Genomic DNA, 17,957 nt, shown 5'->3' with positions numbered 1-17,957 from the left:
TGGTCATATTATTCCTGCTTGGAGCTTGCAAAAGAAGCAGCATAGGATTGAATCCATTTACTCCTATCCTTGATGGCGCGTTGAGCCAAAAACTCTTTGGCACCATTTCGATCTAAAAATCGTTCCCCAATTGCAAGTATGGCCGCTTGACGAGGCCATACTTCTTCGTCTTCAGTTGCGCGCTCCATTAAGAAGGGAAGAGTTTCTTCGCGACCATCATAATATTTTCCAATGGCAGTGATGGCTTCCCGCCGAGGCCAAATGTCTTTGTCATGCGTGCCGTGATGAATTAGCAGTGACAAAGTCTCGGTTTTTTCAGAAAAATATCTTGCTAATACAGAAAGCGCCTCTGTCCTTGTCCACGGGCTCTCGTCCTTGCTGAGGCGTTCGAGGAGAAATGAGAAGATTGTGTTTTTTTCTGAATTATATGTACTTAGGTTCTTACTTATGGCCTTTATTGCCTCTGCGCGTACGAAATCTACTTCATCCTCAACAGCTCGCTGTAAAAAGAAGTCTAATGTTTCCGCTTCATGATCTTGAACAAAATATTGACCAAGCATTTCTATAGCGTCTTGGCGCGGCCAAAAACTATTATCTTCTTTGGCGCAAGAAATTAGGTGCGAAAAAGTTCTCCCTCCCTCTTTAAAATATCTAGCAATAGAGCCTATTGCAGCTGCTCTAGCATGCGGGAATTTGTCTTCAACTGATCGCTGCAAGAGAAACGTATAAGCATTTTCTGTCTCTTGAAAATATTCTCCTAATCCTTCTAAGCAACGAGCCCGAATATCGGTATCCGCGTCATGTTGTGATCTCTCTGTCAGAATGGAGAAAGCTAATTCTGGTCGCGGATAAGATGGAATTTTTACAATTGATTGCCCGAAGAGCCCTAAATTTCGCGAGTGCTTCAATATAAAGAAATGATAATCAGCAATTGGAAGCTTTCTGCTTGAGATTTTTTGCAAAAGTTTCCACGCTCGCTTTGGTGGCTTTTGCGCCCGATCCTCCGCCATCACGCGCAACAAAATTGGTCTTACCCAATCTTGGGAAGAGTACTTTGTGATCAACCTATCAAGCGCTTCGATACGATTTTCTTGCCTGCTTTCATTGAAGATTTTTTCGATAATCCGTTTTGCTTCGTCTGGGATTTGCTTTGTTGAGTCAAGATCGGAATTACGCCATTGAAGTCTGCGATGATATTGGTCAGACGCGGAAGATTCAAAAAGTATTTTCTCTTTCATGCCTGATTGAAATGTCGCGCCATCAGTCAATGCGCCTTCCATACAAGCGCCAGTAAAATCATATGCTCTTAAATCAAGGTGGCGAAGATCGACGCCGCGTAGGTCGGCGCCAATAAAATCTGAAGCAGGGTCAAGTCCTGCAGTTTTAGTCAGCTGTATAAAATCATCGGTCTCTTGTGTGGCGACATTTTCTAATACCTCGATGAACTCCCTTTTTTCTTTTTTTTCAGATGTCATGGAGATTGCTCGTCTTTTGAGATGTCTGCCTTGGTCAGCTCAAAGCGCCGTCCTAAAAATTTTTTCTTGAATAGTATTTTCCCTATGGCGACTTTGTTAGCTGTACGGAAAACGTGATTATCGTCTGATATCATTAATCCATACTCAGGGATATCCGCTTCGATTTTTATCGAAGGGTTTTCACCTATAATTTTAGCATGAGCAAACGGTCCATTTTTAAAAGCTACGCCATTTAAGCACTGCCCTTCTGGGCCTCGCACTGTCCAACGAGGATCTTTATCATTGCCAGCAGCTGAAACATAATGAAGTATCTCATTGTAAGCATCTTTAACGACGTGCTCTTCCGCAGAGCCAGCTTTTTCGGTTTTTCCTGCTTCTGCCTGTGTCTTAATGCTTGCCTTGGGTGTCGTCGGACTCAATTCGCCTTCTGCTCCATGACTGCTTTTAGTCGATGTGGCGCGTTCTTGACTTCCTTTTAAAGCTTTAGTTGCTTCACGTAGTAACTTTCTTTCTACTTGTATAGGGGGGTCAAAAGCCCATCCGTCTTCCGGCAACACGCAATCGTCGAGAATAAAATGCAGGTGGACGAGAGAAAGGCCGACTGTAATTGTTGGTTTTCCGCTACTGAGTAACGAAAACCGCTTGAAAGTAATCGTGTCTTCATTAAAGCGAATTGGTGCCGAGAAGGACCAGCCATCCCGGTTAGTCTCTTCTTTTCTAATAGATGCGGAGATAAGGAAGTTCGGTAACTTCTCTTCTTTTTTGGAAGGCAAAATCAAAGCCCCATTAAAACCTTAATTGAGCAAAGATAACGATCTTGTGAAGTTAATCAACTATAGTATCAGATCTCCTGCATTGTACTCATTTTGAGTCGCCACCTTCCAAATCACCACAAGAATCACCGCTCTCGGCCCGGATATGTTCCGTAGGCTGTGTTTGAAAACGCCTTCGGAGCAGGGGCATGTTTCTTTGCGGGAGCGGAGGGGGCGGCGGCAAGTATAACCCCATTCCGGATGGGGTGGATAAGAATTCACCACCTTTTTTCCTGCCTTATACTGCGCGGCAGTCCGGATATGGAGAGGCGGTGAGCGCTGCCGTAACTTGCTGGTCCGGATCGCGGCGCGCGGGCGGTTGGCGCCCCCGTTACTCCAAACGCGTGTAATCCATGCGGACGGGGGGTCGGACGTCAACTTAGTCCCGGCCTGTTGCTGCAACCGAGCCGCCGGGCGACACGCGCGTGAATGTTCCACGGAGCAGGAACGCGCGCCGGCCGCAATCGGTTGGCGATGATGTAAAAGCCGCGCGCGGGACGTGATGCGTCCCCATAAGTTCCAAACTGCGATGGATGTGTCACGTCCCGCGCACCTCTCGTCTTTAAGCGTCCGCGCCGGAACCGGCGGCGGCGGAAAGGCGCTATGAAAGATGCCAGACGCATGGCTGCACGAGATGTTTCCAACCCTTCGGCATTCCGTGCTAATTCATTCCCATGACCAATGACCGGGAATTTGACGTCATCGTCTGGGGCGCGAGCGGGTTTACCGGGCGGCTCGTGGCGGAATATCTCAACCGCCAATACGGGTTGAACAGTGACGCGCCAAATAATGTGAAATGGGCCATGGCGGGCCGCAACGCCGGCAAGCTCGGCGAGGTGGCGGAGAGTATTGGCGCGGGAGAAGCGCCCCTCATCACCGCCGAAGCGGGCAACGCGAAATCACTCGGCGAGATGGCGCGGCGCGCGAAAGCCATCGTCACCACGGTGGGGCCCTATCAGCTTTACGGCGAGCCGCTGGTTGCGGCCTGCGCTGCGGCGGGTACGGACTATGTGGATTTATCGGGCGAGCCGCCCTTCATGCGCCGGATGATTGATACGTATCAGGATCAGGCAGCGGCCTCCGGCGCGCGCATTGTTCATTCCTGCGGCTTTGACTCAATCCCTTTCGATCTTGGCGTCTACTATGTGCAGAAGCTGGCGCGCGAAAAGTTTGGGCGCCCTGCAAGCGAAGTGAAGGGCCGCGTGCTCGCCGTGAAGGGCGGCGCCTCCGGCGGTACGGTGGCGAGCATGCTCGCCACAATGGAGCGGATCGGCGATCCGTTTGTGCGTAAAGTCATGCGCGATCCTTATTCGCTGGCGCCCGATGAGAACGCGGCGCGCCCGCGCCAGCCGGGCGGTAACAAACCTCATTATGACGCCGACGCGAAAAAATGGGTTGCGCCGTTCATCATGGCGCCGATTAATACGCGCAACGTTCACCGCTCCAACATGCTGATGGACTACGCCTATGGCGGGCGTTTTCGCTATTCGGAAATGATGGCGGCGCCGAACGGGCCCGCAGCCTACGCCATGGCCGGCGGCATGGGCGGTTTTGCCGGCGCGCTGGCGAAACCGCCAAGCCGCGTTCTTTTGAAGAAAACGGTGCTGCCGAAGCCGGGCGAGGGACCAAGCAAGGCCCAGCGTGAGGCCGGCTTTTACAAAGTGCTCTTCATCGCCAGGGACGAAAGCGGCGAGACTGTAAGCGCTGTTGTGAAAGGCGACCGTGATCCGGGCTATGGCTCTACCTCGAAACTGATCGCCGAGGCGGCGCTTTGTCTGGCGTTTGACATATCGCACGAGGAAACGCCCGGCGGGGTCTCAACCCCTGCCGCCGCCATGGGCGACAAGCTGATCACCCGGTTGCAGGAAAAGGCAGGCCTTACTTTTGAGCCTGCTGAGTGAGGCGTTGCAATAAAATTCGGCTCGCGCCCCTTGCGCAATGCATATAAAATGTATATACATTGACTATCGAGGTGATAGTAAGGCGGCGCGGCCCTGATGGCCAACACAAGGCGGGCGACAAAAAAAGCCCCGGAAAAACGGGAAAAAAAGAACAAAAAAGACAGCCAGCTTGTCATCCGGCTGAACAGGGAATTGCGCGACCGTTTCGTTGATCTTTGCGAAGAGCTGGACACCAGCGCCGCGCGCGAGTTGCGCGGGTTCATGAAGGAATTCGTGCGCAAGCACGAGAACAAAGAAAAGTAAGGAGTTTCGACCCATGTCGAAGAAGAAAAAAGTCAAAGCGCTTAAAAAAGAGATCAAGTCGCGCCGCAAACGCATCGCGCGGCAGGAAACCAAGCTGAAAAAAGCAAAAAGAGCGCTGAAGAAAGCCGCCTAACAAGCGAAGCTTTTTCACAACTAACTAAAACCCGCCGCATTCTCTCCCCCAAGCCGGCGGGTTTTTTTATTGCGCGAAAATGCGGATTGATAGTTTCGCAAAAGGTGGTGCGCGCCGCGTTACAAATATGCGCACATTGGGGGAAAGGCCGCCTTCATTTTCAAGCAGTGCATTTGCTGCACAAGGGCTGCGGGAGCGTTTCGCCTTAAATGGGACGGGACGCTCGTTAAACGGGCGCGCGGTTATCCACCAGGGGTGAGGCGCGCCTATATTTCCAAATCAGTTAGAGAACGAGACAAGGCGCTAGCGCCTATCGATAGAATGCGGATGAATATTTTCTGCCGTTGTCGTTATAGATCCGCCGTTGGCCGGGTTTATAGAAATGATAAAGCGGCCGGATATGCGCCGGACAGTAATGCGCCACAAGGCTGCGGCGTGTCGGCTCCTTTCGTCTCAACGGAAGCTCGGCTTGCCGTCCCCACTCTCGATTGCGCCCGCAGTCCCGCCATAGGATATGCGTTTGAAAGGAAAATAATATGCGCTTTCTGCCGGTTGCACTGATCATCGCCGTGGTGATCGGAATCGCTCATGGCGAACCGTACCCGTCGCCCGAAGAAATTATTGTACGGGTTGAAGACCAGTATCCGGTTTTCTCGCCGGATGGGAAATGGATTGCGTTCGAGTCGCGCCGCGCCGATGGTGTTGACCATATTTTCGTTGCGCGCCGCGATGGTACGGACTTACGGCAACTGACCCATGCGCCGGAAGATGACGAAACACCGGTTTTCTCGCGTGACGGCAAGCGCATTTTATTCGCCCGGCGTTTGGGTGAGGGACGGACCGCTCAGCTCGATATTTTTTCCATCGACATTGATGGCGAAAACATTCGGAACCTGAGCAATGACGCGCGCGGCCAGGACGACCACCATAAGTTCAGTACAGATGGTAAACATATTGTTTTCAACTCCAGCCGTTCAACGCCGTTTGCGGAGCTAAGCGATGAAGAGTATGAAAGTTATGGCTGGAACTACGATATCTGGGTGATGGATGCGGATGGCGCGAACCAGCGCCCGATTATCGAATTGCCCGGATGGGATACGTATCCGTCGTTTTCGCCTGATGGCGCCCAACTCTTGTGGCGCCGCGTCCTCGAAGAAGGTGAGCGCAATTCCGAGATTTTTATTGCTGACGCAGACGGCGCTGATATGAGAAATATTTCCGGTCATCCTGCATTTGACGGCTATCCTGACTTTTCACCGGATGGGGCATGGATCGTTTTCGCCTCCAATCGCGATGGCGGGGTTTTTCGTCTTTACGCCATGCGCCCGGATGGTTCTTACGTGACGCGACTGACCGACCCGGCGGAAGGTGCTGCGGATGTCCGTCCCGCCTGGAGCCCTGACGGGCGGACAATCATTTTCAATCGTGACAGCGGCGGCAAGTCGCAAATCATGACGATTGATGCCAGCGTAATGCTTTATCCGGATTAGGATTTTACGTCTTTCGCCCCGCCGCATGACACTTTAAACTATGTAGCAAGCGGGTTGGGGAGCGCCATAGAATGATACGTATAAAGATTATTGCTGTTGCTGTTATTGTCAGTATTGTCACGCTTGGCTTCGGCGGCGTCTATGTTTTGAGCGAAGCGCGCTTTCGCGATGTGACGCTTGAAGCGAAGTTCGATCATCCCATTTCGACAGATGCGGCGTCGATTGAGCATGGGCGTCACATCGCCCGCACGCGCGGCTGTTTCGGTTGTCATGGACAACAGCTTGAGGGGCAAGATTTCGGCAAGCAGTGGGACTGGCCGGAACGTGCCGTGGCGCCGAACCTTGCAGTTTATGCGCGCGATCATGATGCGGCGACTATGGAAGCAGCCGTCCGTCAGGGCATCGGCGCGGACGGACAGGCGCTTGTTTCCATGCCGTCATTCAATTTCGCTCGGTTGAGCGATGAAGACACAGCGGCGCTGATCGCGTTCTTGAAATCAGCGCCGGTTGTCGAAAGTGATTTGCCCAAGCCGGAGCTCGGCTGGGCCGTGCGTTGGATGTTTGTCACTGGTAATGAAAAGCATATGGCGTGGTGGGCGGACCGGGTCCCGCCATTGCGCGTGAACGCCGAGGCAGAACCACGACTGGCGCGCGGGGAATATATGGCGTTGACCATGTGCAATGAATGCCACGGGCTCGATGTGCGCGGATTTACATTATGGGAACCATACCTTCCCGATCTTGCAATGGTCGCCGCCATATCCCGTCAAGATTTTGAAACGCTGATCAAAACAGGGATAGGCATTGGCGGTCGTGACCTTGAATTGATGGGGCTGGTGGCGCCGGACCGTTTCCCTGAGCTGTCCGATCAGGAAATCGATGACCTTTACGCCTATTTGTCATCCCTGATCAATGAGCCGCCGGCGGAAGGCGTTTTCTGGCGGCCTGACATACAGTGACGACGCCGTCCCCGTCATTGATACGGTAGAAGAAGCAACTACAGGCTGTTAGAAAAGCGTATGCATAAAAATCTCAACGCCGTTTTTTCCGGCCGTCCGCAATCAATCTTTCCAACCATGTCGGCGCTGGCGCGCGAGCATGATGCTATAAATCTAGGCCAGGGCTTCCCTGATGAGGACGGCCCCAAGGCTATTCGCGAGCTTGCCGCCCACCTGACTGTCGAAGGGCCGAACCAGTACGCCCCGGTTGGCGGTGTTCCAGAACTTCGTGAGGCGGTGGCCTATGACAACAAGCGTTTTTACGGCCTTGATATCGATCCCCTTACGCAGACATTGATTGTCTCCGGTGCCACGGAAGGGCTCGCCGCCGCATTCATGGGGTTCTTGTCACCTGGCGATGAGGCCGTGTTGCTTGCGCCATTTTACGAATGCTATGCGCCGCAGATCGAGGCGGCGGGCGCGGCAATCCGGTTTGTCGATCTCGAACCGCCAGAATGGCGCTTAAATGCGGACGCGCTGGAAGCCGCGGTGACGAAAAAAACCAAACTGATTGTCATCAACACGCCGCACAATCCGCTGGGCAAGGTGATGACTCTTGGGGAGCTGGAAATTGTTGCGGATGTCGCAAGCCGCCATGACCTTATTGTCGTTTGTGACGAGGTCTATGAACATCTTATTTTCGACGGTGCCAAGCACATCCCGCTAATGACATTGCCTGGCATGTTCGAGCGGACCATTCGCATCGGTTCAGCGGGAAAAACATTTTCGCTCACCGGCTTCCGTATCGGCTATGTGACTGGACCAGAGGACCTCATAACAGGGGTTCTAAAGTGTCACCAGCACCTCGCATATACTTCACCCATGCCGTATCAGTCAGCGGTCGCGTGCGGGCTCCGTATGGGCGATGACTATTACGCAGCGTTTGTTGCGGACATGCAGGCGAAGCGCGACCTCATGAGCGCCGGGTTAAAGCGCACAGGTTTTAAAGTGCTCCCCTGTGACGGAACCTATTTCATCACAGTCGACATCAACTCAGTCGGGCGTGATGACGATGTTGCTTTCTGCGAGGAGATTACTGAGCACGCTAAGGTGGCGGCTGTGCCTATTTCAGCTTTTTATCATTCATCACAAGAAGATGCGCCGCGCAACTTTGCGCGATTTTGTTTCTGTAAGAAACCGGACGTACTCGAAGAAGCTTGCGATCGTTTAAGGACATATTTTGAGAAGCGATCATGAAGTCTACAAAAGTGGCCGTCATTCAGAGCAGCTCGGTATTGTTCGATACCGCCGCTACACTCGGCAAATTTGAAACCTTGTTGAACGAAGCTGCTGCGAACGGCGCGCAGTTTGTTGTGTTTCCGGAAGCTTTTATCGGCGGCTATCCAAAGGGCTGTCATTTCGGTGCGCCAGTCGGCTCCAGATCGGATGAAGGTCGCGAATGGTTCCGCCGCTATTATGATGGCGCCATCATTGCGCCAGGGCCGGAGACCGAGCGCATGGCGCAATTAGCGGGTGAGCGCCAAACAGACATTGTTGTTGGGGTGATCGAGCATGACGCCGGCACGCTTTATTGCTCGGTGCTTTGTTTTGGGGCCGAAGGGCGCTTTCTCGGTAAACGGCGCAAACTGATGCCAACGGCCGCAGAGCGCGTGATTTGGGGCATGGGCGACGGATCGACGCTTGACGCATTCGATGCGCGCTCCGGGCGCATTAGCGCTGTCATATGCTGGGAAAACTTCATGCCCATGCTTCGCATGAGCCAATATGCACAAGGCGTTGAAATCTATTGCGCGCCAACGGTTGATGACCGGGAAAGCTGGACGTCGCTGATGCGGACGGTTGCGCTTGAGGGCCGCTGTTTCGTTGTTTCGGCCAATCAGTTCATGAAACGCTCCGATGCACCGCCGGATTTTCAACCCGTGCAAGGAGACCACCCCGAAACGGTGTTAATCAACGGCGGGAGCGTGATTGTCTCTCCCATGGGCGAACTTCTTGCTGGCCCTGTGTTTGGCGAAGAAACCATTCTATATGCAGATCTCGACCCCGCGGATATCGCGCGTGGAAAAATGGATTTCGATGTCGCCGGTCACTATGCTCGGCCTGACATCTTTGAACTTTCACTGAACCGCAAGGCCCAAAAGCCTGTGCGATGATATGGGCCGATATAAAATGATAAAAGCAACCATGAGCGAGGCGCCGAAGTGATCAGACTATTTCTATTTGCGGCGCTGCTGGGTATGGCTGGTTGCGTCAAGGCAGTTACGAGCACAGTTGGTGCGGCGGCGAATGTTGGCGCGGGAGCCGTCAAAACGACAGCAAATGTTTCTGGTTATGTGGTCGAGGCCTCTTTCTCTGGCGATGAAAATGAGAATCACCAAGGCCGCCATGACAATAATCCACGTCCGTTTGACGCAAGCCGGAACGCGATGATGGATGTCGATGCAGCGCTTGCGGCGGCGGAAGTGAATAGAAAGAATGTGCTTCTGGTGTTGGGCGGAAACTGGTGCCACGACAGTCGCGGTCTGGCCGCGAAGTTCGAACAGCCTGAACTCGCAGCGGTGATCGAAGATGGATTTGTTCTGGTGTGGGTAGATGTCGGGCGGCGCGACCGCAATCTCGATGTCGCCGCCCGGTTTGGCGTTATAGAATTATTCGGTACGCCTACCGTTTTGGTGCTGTCACCAGAAGGAATGCTTTTAAATCGCGAAAGCGTTCACGACTGGCGCACGGCCGACTCAAAGCCCTATGACGAAACGCTTGACTATTTTAAGCGATACGCTGCTGGTTAACTCTTTGATGTCTGGTCTTGCGCTGTAGTCCAGTACGACACACATGGAATTTTAGATTTGTCACAGCGATCGGCGTACTTTTTCGCGATTTGAGTGACTTCTTCCAAAAGGCCGGCTTCGAGCGTGATAGGGTCAAGTCCTAGTCCCAGAAGACGCTGGTTTTCGACATTCAACTCGTTTTCAGCATCTTCTTTTCGCGGGTTGTTTACGTATTCTATTGTCGCGCCAGTTTTATCAGCGATGAGCTTGGCCAGATCCCGAACGCGATGTGTTTCTGTCATCTGGTTTAAAATGCGGACGCGTTCGCCGTTTTGCGGCGGCGTTTCTATAGCGAGCTCAATACATTTTACAGTGTCCTGGATGTGTATGAAGGCGCGCGTTTGGCCGCCGGTGCCATGGACAGTCATGGGAAAACCAACCGCGGCTTGCATCAGGAAACGGTTAAGAACGGTGCCATAGTCGCCGTCATAATCAAACCGGTTGATCAGGCGCTCATCTTTTTTTGTTTCTTCCGTTTGCGTGCCCCAGACAATACCCTGATGCAGATCGGTAATTTTCAATCCGTCATTTTTATTATAAAACGCGAACAGCAATTGGTCCTGCGTTTTCGTCATGTGATAAATAGATCCGGGGTTAGCCGGGTATAGTATTTCTTGACGAATTTCACGCCCGTCATCGGCTTCTATTTTCACAGGGAGATAGCCTTCCGGAATCTTCATCCCAGCCGTGCCATATCCATAAACGCCCATGGTCCCGAGGTGCACGAGATGTGCGTCCACACCCGATTCAACGATAGCGGCAAGAACGTTGTTCGTAGCATTTAGATTGTTATCGACCGTGTACCGCTTGTGATAAGAGGACTTCATCGAATAAGGCGCAGCGCGCTGCTCGGCGAAATGCACTATAGCATCAGGCTGAAGCTCTTTGATCAGGTTCATCAGGCGCGCGTAATTTTTGGCGGCGTCGATATTTTCGAACTTGATGCATTTCCCGGAAACTTCTTCCCATGCTTTCAACCGTGTCGATATAGGTTGGATTGGGGTGAGGCTGTCGACTTCAAGCTCGATATCGATTTTTCGCCTGGAAAGATTATCGACGATTGTTACTTCATGGCCTTCAGCTGACAAGTGTAGCGAGGTTGGCCAACCACAAAAACCATCGCCTCCGATCACCAGGATTTTCATAATTCTTTCCGTTTTTAAGAAATTGATGCCGCCCCGGAATAACGGGGTGCAGTCTTTTGTTTGTCTTAGAGCGCCTCAGGGAGATGGCGCAACCCCTTAGCGGCCCCTTGCCCTATATTATAACCAGCAGAGCTATCCGGCGGCGTTATTGGACGCCTGTTCCCGGAAGTGGCGGGGATCAGTAGTGACAGGAGCCCTGGGCAGGGTGGCGTACGGTCCATTATGGCGCTTGGCGGTTATTGGCAAAGGCGCGGAGCGGCTCTCACAACGGCATCGCCTTGCTAATTCTCTATGAGACGCAAAAGATATTGCCCGTACTGATTTTTTTTAAGCGGTTCGGCGAGCGACCGCAATTGCTCTCGATCAATAAAGCCTGAGCGAAAAGCTATCTCTTCCGGACACGAAATTTTGAGACCCTGGCGTGTTTCAATGGTTTGCACGAAATGCGCAGCCTCAAGCAAAGACTCATGGGTGCCGGTATCAAGCCACGCAAAACCGCGGCCCAGAACCTGGGTTCGCAAAACGCCGTCACGCAAGTACATTTCATTGAGAGTGGTTATTTCCAATTCGCCTCGTGCGGATGGTTTTACTGCTTTCGCGCGCTCAACAACAGTTTCGTCATAAAAATAGAGGCCGGTTGCAGCGAAATTCGATTTCGGTTTTTGAGGTTTTTCTTCAATAGAAATTACGCCGCCATTCTGGTCAAACTCAACAACACCGTATCTTTGTGGATCGGTAACTTGATAAGCAAATATTTCTGCGCCGGCATCTAGGCTTGCCGCTTCTCGAAGATGTTTCGTAAGTCCTTGGCCATAAAAAATATTATCGCCAAGAACGAGTGCGCATTTGTCGCCATCAATGAACTCTTCTCCGATGATAAAGGCTTGCGCGAGACCATCCGGGCTGGGTTGCACAGCGTATGCGATTTGGATGCCCCACTCCGAACCGTCACCAAGCAGGCGTTCAAAGGACGCTTTGTCTTCTGGCGTCGTAATCACAAGAATGTCCTTGATCCCGGCGAGCATCAGCACGCTCAAGGGGTAATAGATCATCGGCTTGTCATAGATTGGCGTCAGCTGTTTCGAAACGCCGCGCGTTACAGGGTAAAGCCGCGTTCCGGATCCGCCAGCGAGAATGATCCCCTTCATGTTCTTTCTTCCTTTTGTTTTAGAGCGTCGATAACGCGTCTTAAACTGGCGCGCCAGTCGGGCTGGCCTATGCCGAAATCACGCTCGATTTTTGCACAATCAAGCACCGTGTTGAGAGGTCTCCGTGCTGGTGTCGGATACTGAGACGTTGGAATCGCCGTCACTGCGGTATTGTTTCCATTGATTTCAAAGATCTTTCGGGCGAAATCAGCCCAGCTTACCGCTGGCGCTCCCTGAAAATGATAAACGCCAGCGCCAGGCCCGCCTCGATGTTTTTTGCCGACTATCGCCAGCAACGCTTTGGCGATGTCGCGCGCATCCGTAGGGCCGCCGATTTGATCGCTGACAATTGATAGTTCATTTCGTTCCCGCGCTAAACGCAACATAGTTTTTACGAAATTCGATCCGTACTCAGAAAAAATCCAGGATGTACGAACGACGATCGTCTCAGCGTATGCGGCTATGGCTGCCTCTTCGCCCGCAAGTTTTGATTGTCCGTAGGCGTTCGCCGGGTTTGTAATGCTTGTTTCGGAATACCGTCCGGTTTCATTTCCATCGAAGACGTAGTCTGTAGAAATATGAATGAATTGGGCGCCGGTATTTTTACACGCTGCCGCAATTCTTTCTACTGCCTGCGCGTTTATGTTATGCGCCAGCCCTTTTTTGCTCTCGGCTTTATCTACGGCCGTATAAGCGGCGGCGTTGATTACCACGTCAGGGCTATACTCAGCGACCGCGTCGCCGCCGGCGTCAGGTTCTGAAAGGTCCGTCTCTCCGTGCCCAAGGAATAAGAAATGGGTGTCGTTCTCCACCAGGTCCGCTAGGGCGCGGGCGACCTGTCCGCTCTTGCCGAAAACGAGAGTGCGCATTTGCGCTTAACCTTTCTTCCCGAGCCCTTGGCGTGCGCTCACGTCAAAGCCCTGATTTCTAATCGCATCCCACCAATCGCGGTTGTCGAGATACCAGCGCACGGTGTTTCGCATGCCTTCTTCAATACTGCACGACGGCGACCAGCCGAGTTCCTGTTCGATCTTGTCGCAATTGATTGCATAGCGCTGGTCATGACCTGGGCGGTCGGCGACAAATGTAATCAGGTTTTCATGCGGGCGGTGCGGTGAAGACGGCAGTTCCTCATCAAGAATAGCGCAGATCATTTTGACGAGTTCGAGATTCGTGCGCTCCGCCCGTCCGCCAATATTGTATGTTTCACCGGGCTTGCCTTGGCGCGCGGCCAACAACAACGCATCGGCGTGGTCTTCTACAAAGAGCCAGTCCCTGATGTTATCTCCCTTGCCGTAAATCGGGATTTCCCGGCCTTCCAGTCCCGCAATCACGACCACCGGGATCAGCTTTTCGGGAAATTGATAGGGTCCGTAGTTGTTGGAACAGTTCGTAACGATTACCGGCAAGTTGAATGTTTCGCGCCAGGCGCGCGCCAGCATGTCCGATGATGCCTTAGCGGCTGAGTATGGAGAGTTGGGCTGGTAGGGTGATGTTTCCGTAAATTCCCCAGTGGGACCGAGCGAGCCGTAGACCTCATCTGTTGAGATATGATGGAAACGAAATCCTACTGGGGCGCCATTCTCCATGTAGGTTTTTGCCGCTTCCAAAAGTGAATACACGCCGACAATATTCGTCTGGATGAAAGCGCCTGGTCCGTCGATAGAACGGTCCACGTGGGTTTCCGCTGCCAAGTTCATCACTGCATCAGGGTTGAATTCCGCCATTAGCGAGGTCATGGCCGGTAGGTCACAGATATCTTTCTGCGCAAACTGGTAGCGTGCATGGCCTGCAACGTCTGCAACGTTGTCGAGATTCGCGGCGTAGGTGAGCTTATCGACGTTAAGAACGTCCTCACCATTTGCAATCGCCCGGCGTATGACCGCAGATCCGATGAAACCGGCGCCGCCGGTAACCATAATCCGCATGAAAAACTCCCATAATCTGTACCTAGCGACAGCAAGTTTTGCGCCGCAGCGGGGTCCTAACACGGCTTTCGCCCGTGTTGGTAGCCGTTTGGTTAATATGTCCGATTGGCATACCGGCTTGCGGCTTGTTTCGGGGCAGACGCCCAAACTTTTCCGCTGACGTCTTGGTTTGGACCTCTGTAACCCCTTATGTATGGTCAAAATTCAGCCGGCCAAAATTCATGACCCCTGATCCACACCAGCCGATTACAGTATCCCGGGCGCGACTGGACCCGCTTCTGGCCCAGGCCACGAAAGCAGGCATAGAGATTGGTCCGCTGTTGAAGTCGTTAAGCTTGCCGGCGGCGTTGGCGGAAGCGACAGGACCGGATCGAATTGATCTGGCTGATTATTATCGCCTGCAAAACCGGCTTTCTATTCTATTTGGCGACGAGACCGTGCATTTGTCGTCGCGACAGTTGCTTTCTGGTAGCACTGATTTCGTACTTCAGAATGTTCATGATTGTGACAATTTATACGAAGTGATGCGCGTGCTCGCGCGCTCTTACAATATGCTTCATGGCGGGCAGTATAATTCCGTCGTAAAACGTCGTGCATCAGTCGATATTATTATCAATGACCGGGACTTTCCTTACGTCGATACGCATTCGGCGGAGTTTATTTACTTTTCCATCGAGTGCGTCCTGATATTTTTACACTGCATACTGTTGATTGTATCGCCATCTGCGAAAGATGCGGTGAAAAGCGTATTCATCCGGCGGCCATCGCCTGGCGGAGATTGCGCGCATCTGGGCTACTGGGATGCGCCGATACGCTTTGCGGCGGATAAATATCGTTTGTCATTTGATCTCGAAACATCGCTTCGACCCATCACGATGCCGCAGCAGGAGGCTCTTACATCAAACGCCGTTTATCAAAAAATCGTCGATGTTGTCGCTGGCCGGACGGCAAGACGTGAGGCGCCAAAGTCGACCACAAGTCTCGTGCGGGACGCGCTGTCTCGCGGTGTTGTGGAGCAAGCCGATCTTGCCGCACAAATGAATGTCAGTGTAGCGACTTTGCGGCGCCGGCTCGGACTTGAGGGCGGTAGTTTTCGTGAGCTTCGCCGCGAAGTGCTTAATGAAGAGGCGCAACGTTTGCTGCTTAGCGAGAAATCCGTAGCCGACGTTTCCGACGCCCTCGGCTTTTCCGAATTCCGGGCCTTTAACCGCGCTTTCAAGGACTGGAATGGATTGACCCCAAAAGCTTTTATTAAAGAGGCGCTGGAAAGGAAAAAACCCTGAACCGGCCCATATCAGCGCTTTCAAGAAGGATTGATTTGAGCGAAATTGTACACTTTTTGTGAGCCATGGCGTCATTATGCGACGCTTCAGGAGTCGCTAGCGTGAGAAAAAAACAAGATTATTCACGTTGGGAGGCGATTATGGCTGTTCGAAACCAGTCTTTTAAAACTTCTATGGCGAGAAAAACGGCCCTTTTGGCGTTTTGCTCCACTTTTTCACTTTCAGCAGGGGGAACCGTCGTCTACGCGCAGGACGAGGCGTCGGACGCCAGCAGCGACAGGATTGTCGTTACCGCCCGCCGGCGCGAGGAAAGTCTGCAGGACGTGCCGCTCGCTGTATCCGCCTATACAGGCGACCAGTTGGATGAGCTCGGCGCCCAGGATCTTACCGACATTGAAGCGCTCTCACCAAACGTGACGCTGGAGACTTCGCGCGCGACGAATACTACGCTGACAGCATTCATTCGCGGTGTTGGTCAGCAGGACCCGGTGAGCGGGTTTGAGGCGGGCGTCGGCATATACATTGATGATGTCTATCTCAATCGCCCGCAGGCGGCGCTTCTTGATATCTACGATGTCGAGCGGGTCGAAGTCTTGCGCGGACCCCAAGGAACGCTTTACGGGCGCAACACGATTGGCGGCGCTGTAAAATACGTTACCCGCCGTCTCGACGACGAACCTGAAGCGCGGTTGCGATTAACAGGCGGCACATACGGACAAATCGATGCGGTTGGCACGTTCAACCTGCCGCTTATGCCGGAAAATGCATCCGGGGGATATCTACGCGCTGGCGGCGCTATCGCTTACATGCGACGCAATGGATTTGGCGACAATCTCGTCAACGGCCTTGAAAACTACAACAAGGATATCCTGGCAGGGCGTTTAACGCTGGACTGGGGACTGAACGACGCTTTTTCCATTCGGGTTACTGGCGACTGGACAGAAGATAATTCCGATCCGCGGCAAGGGCACCGCCTTCTACCCTACACTGACTTAACCGTCATGCCTGCAGTAACCTATCCAGTGCTGGACAACGTCTTTGATACAAGAGCAGGTCTCAACACGCCTGAGCAAAGCGTTGTTGCGCGCGGCGTGTCCGCAACAGCTGAATGGCAGGTGTCTGACGAATTCACGTTAAAAAACATCATCTCTTACCGCGACGATGAGACGACGACGCCTATTGACTTTGACTCCTTGCCGATTGTCGACCTCGACGTTCCGGGTATTTATGATAACAAGCAGTTCAGCGAAGAATTTCAAATTCTTTACGAGGGTGATCGTCTAAGCGGTATTGCCGGGTTCTATTATCTCGATGCTGAAGGGCTGACAGTCTTTGATGTTGTTCTGGATGAGACGGCGCCGTTGCTTATGTTGGCGGGCCTTAACGCATTTACGTCGAGCGATGTTTCGACAAAAAGCTGGTCTGTTTTTGGCGACTTTACCTTTGATCTGACGGATACGGTCTCTATTTCTGCCGGCGGCCGCTATACGGAGGACGAGCGAAGCATCTCGCTGTTGAGGACGCAGTATTTCACGCCGGGCTTCTCACCTTCTTTCGGCGGGCCTGACCGCGCGCCTGATGTCGTGCTTGCGGACCTTGATGCGTCGGCGACATTCACGGATTTCAGCCCGCGCGCCAGCATCACCTGGGAGCCGTCGCCGGAACACACGCTCTATGCGTCTTATTCGCAAGGCTTTAAGGGCGGTTCGTTCGACCCACGTTGCGGTGCTAACGCTGCGCCCGATCTTGATGGCGACGGCATGGCGGGCGCAGTTGATATCGACGATCAGATTGCATTCTGCCGATTTGAGCCGGAAAATATCAACACTTACGAAGTCGGCTGGAAAAACTCACTCGGTGGCGGGCGGTTTAATTCCAACCTCGCTTTGTTTTATAGCGGCTATAAGGATGTGCAGGTACCGGGTTCCATCGGTATTGACGCCGATATGGACGGCATCGCGGAAACCTTTGCGGGCGTGACCACTAACGCTGCGGAAGCAACACTTTACGGGCTCGAACTGGACGGTCTTGCAGTCCTTGCGGAAGACATGGCGGCGGCTGGCGATTCGCTCAGCTATCAGTTCACGCTTGGTTATATCAATGCTGAATTCGATGAATATACAGGCCGAACCGGTACAGATATCTCCGATGTTGCCGTGTTCCAAAATACACCATCGATTACAGCTTTCAGCCGTCTTTCATACCAGCGGCCTGCGTCGTTGTTTGGTAAGGATGGTGACGCCAACGTGTCGACGTCTTTCTCTTATCGGAGCTTTACAAACCAGTTCAATTACGCTTCGCCGCTCGACCAGCCAGAAGTCTGGCTGTGGAACGCCGGGCTTGGCTGGACTGCTGCTGATGGAAAAGTGAAGCTCAGCGTTCACGGCAAAAACCTGCTCAACAAAGAGTATGTTGTCGCTGGCTACGACTTCGTGACAACGCTGCCAGAGTTCGGTAACTCTGCTTTGGGCCTGAGCGGCGTGTTGACGACCTTCTACGGCAATCCGCGACAGGTCTTCGGTACTATTGAAGTTGCGTTCTAACCCTCCTCC

General features: G+C 52.8%; 15 protein-coding genes. 9 read left to right on the top strand and 6 right to left on the bottom strand.

The features are described 5' to 3' along the window. Positions 1-8 precede the first annotated feature (8 nt). Together PUV54_RS04030 and PUV54_RS04025 are read right to left on the bottom strand one after the other, a co-directional pair. A complete protein-coding gene (locus PUV54_RS04030) occupies positions 9-1,475 on the bottom strand; it encodes a HEAT repeat domain-containing protein (protein ID WP_274494281.1) in 1,467 nt (488 codons plus the stop codon). Further along, the gene (locus PUV54_RS04025; RefSeq protein WP_274494280.1) at positions 1,472-2,248 is read right to left on the bottom strand and encodes a hypothetical protein; all 777 of its coding nucleotides are present in this window, start codon (positions 2,246-2,248) and stop codon (positions 1,472-1,474) included. Before PUV54_RS04025 ends, PUV54_RS04030 begins: the two co-directional genes overlap by 4 nt. A 713-nt stretch (positions 2,249-2,961) precedes the next feature. Between PUV54_RS04025 and PUV54_RS04020 the strand changes: the two genes are divergently transcribed. The 7 genes from PUV54_RS04020 (at position 2,962) to PUV54_RS03990 (ending at position 9,862) form a co-directional block, all read left to right on the top strand. Next, positions 2,962-4,188, top strand: coding sequence for a saccharopine dehydrogenase family protein (locus tag PUV54_RS04020; RefSeq protein WP_274494279.1), 1,227 nt, complete (start codon positions 2,962-2,964; stop codon positions 4,186-4,188). 96 nt (positions 4,189-4,284) lie between these two features. Then, positions 4,285-4,491: a hypothetical protein gene (locus PUV54_RS04015; RefSeq protein WP_274494278.1), complete on the top strand. Its 207-nt coding sequence runs from the start codon at positions 4,285-4,287 to the stop codon at positions 4,489-4,491. Between the two features lie 669 nt (positions 4,492-5,160). Beyond that, complete coding sequence (locus PUV54_RS04010; protein ID WP_274494277.1) at positions 5,161-6,114, top strand: TolB family protein; 954 nt, start codon at positions 5,161-5,163, stop codon at positions 6,112-6,114. Between the two features lie 71 nt (positions 6,115-6,185). After that, entirely contained in the window at positions 6,186-7,073 is an 888-nt protein-coding gene (locus PUV54_RS04005; protein WP_274494276.1) for a cytochrome c, read from the top strand. Between the two features lie 60 nt (positions 7,074-7,133). Continuing rightward, complete coding sequence (locus tag PUV54_RS04000; protein ID WP_274494275.1) at positions 7,134-8,309, top strand: aminotransferase; 1,176 nt, start codon at positions 7,134-7,136, stop codon at positions 8,307-8,309. Beyond that, complete coding sequence (locus tag PUV54_RS03995; RefSeq protein WP_274494274.1) at positions 8,306-9,226, top strand: carbon-nitrogen hydrolase family protein; 921 nt, start codon at positions 8,306-8,308, stop codon at positions 9,224-9,226. The genes PUV54_RS04000 and PUV54_RS03995 overlap by 4 nt, the downstream gene beginning before the upstream one ends. Positions 9,227-9,274: 48 nt before the next feature. Then, positions 9,275-9,862, top strand: a complete 588-nt coding sequence (locus PUV54_RS03990; protein ID WP_274494273.1) for a thioredoxin family protein — start codon at positions 9,275-9,277, stop codon at positions 9,860-9,862. On the opposite strand, the gene PUV54_RS03985 is transcribed toward PUV54_RS03990, so the two are convergent. From PUV54_RS03985 to rfbB, 4 genes are all read right to left on the bottom strand, one after another. Continuing rightward, on the bottom strand, positions 9,859-11,046 hold the full coding sequence (locus PUV54_RS03985; protein ID WP_274494272.1) for an NAD-dependent epimerase/dehydratase family protein: 1,188 nt from the start codon (positions 11,044-11,046) through the stop codon (positions 9,859-9,861). The two genes, PUV54_RS03990 and PUV54_RS03985, sit on opposite strands and share 4 nt — an antisense overlap. Positions 11,047-11,327: 281 nt before the next feature. After that, a complete protein-coding gene (gene rfbA, locus PUV54_RS03980) occupies positions 11,328-12,194 on the bottom strand; it encodes a glucose-1-phosphate thymidylyltransferase RfbA (RefSeq protein WP_274494271.1) in 867 nt (288 codons plus the stop codon). Then, positions 12,191-13,063: a dTDP-4-dehydrorhamnose reductase gene (rfbD, locus tag PUV54_RS03975; protein ID WP_274494270.1), complete on the bottom strand. Its 873-nt coding sequence runs from the start codon at positions 13,061-13,063 to the stop codon at positions 12,191-12,193. The genes rfbA and rfbD overlap by 4 nt, the downstream gene beginning before the upstream one ends. A 6-nt stretch (positions 13,064-13,069) precedes the next feature. Further along, the gene (gene rfbB, locus PUV54_RS03970; protein ID WP_274494269.1) at positions 13,070-14,122 is read right to left on the bottom strand and encodes a dTDP-glucose 4,6-dehydratase; all 1,053 of its coding nucleotides are present in this window, start codon (positions 14,120-14,122) and stop codon (positions 13,070-13,072) included. A gap of 221 nt (positions 14,123-14,343) precedes the next feature. Here rfbB and PUV54_RS03965 point away from each other — a divergent pair, with 221 nt between their 5' ends. Further along, positions 14,344-15,405 carry a helix-turn-helix domain-containing protein gene (locus PUV54_RS03965; protein WP_274494268.1) on the top strand — a complete coding sequence of 354 codons (1,062 nt, stop codon included), beginning with the start codon at positions 14,344-14,346 and terminating at the stop codon, positions 15,403-15,405. 101 nt (positions 15,406-15,506) lie between these two features. Continuing rightward, on the top strand, positions 15,507-17,948 hold the full coding sequence (locus tag PUV54_RS03960) for a TonB-dependent receptor (protein WP_274494267.1): 2,442 nt from the start codon (positions 15,507-15,509) through the stop codon (positions 17,946-17,948). Positions 17,949-17,957: the final 9 nt, after the last annotated feature.

It is taken from the genome of Hyphococcus flavus, from assembly GCF_028748065.1.
Taxonomy (GTDB): Bacteria; Pseudomonadota; Alphaproteobacteria; order Caulobacterales; family Parvularculaceae; genus Hyphococcus; species Hyphococcus flavus.
This window is presented reverse-complemented; position numbering and strand designations above follow the sequence as displayed.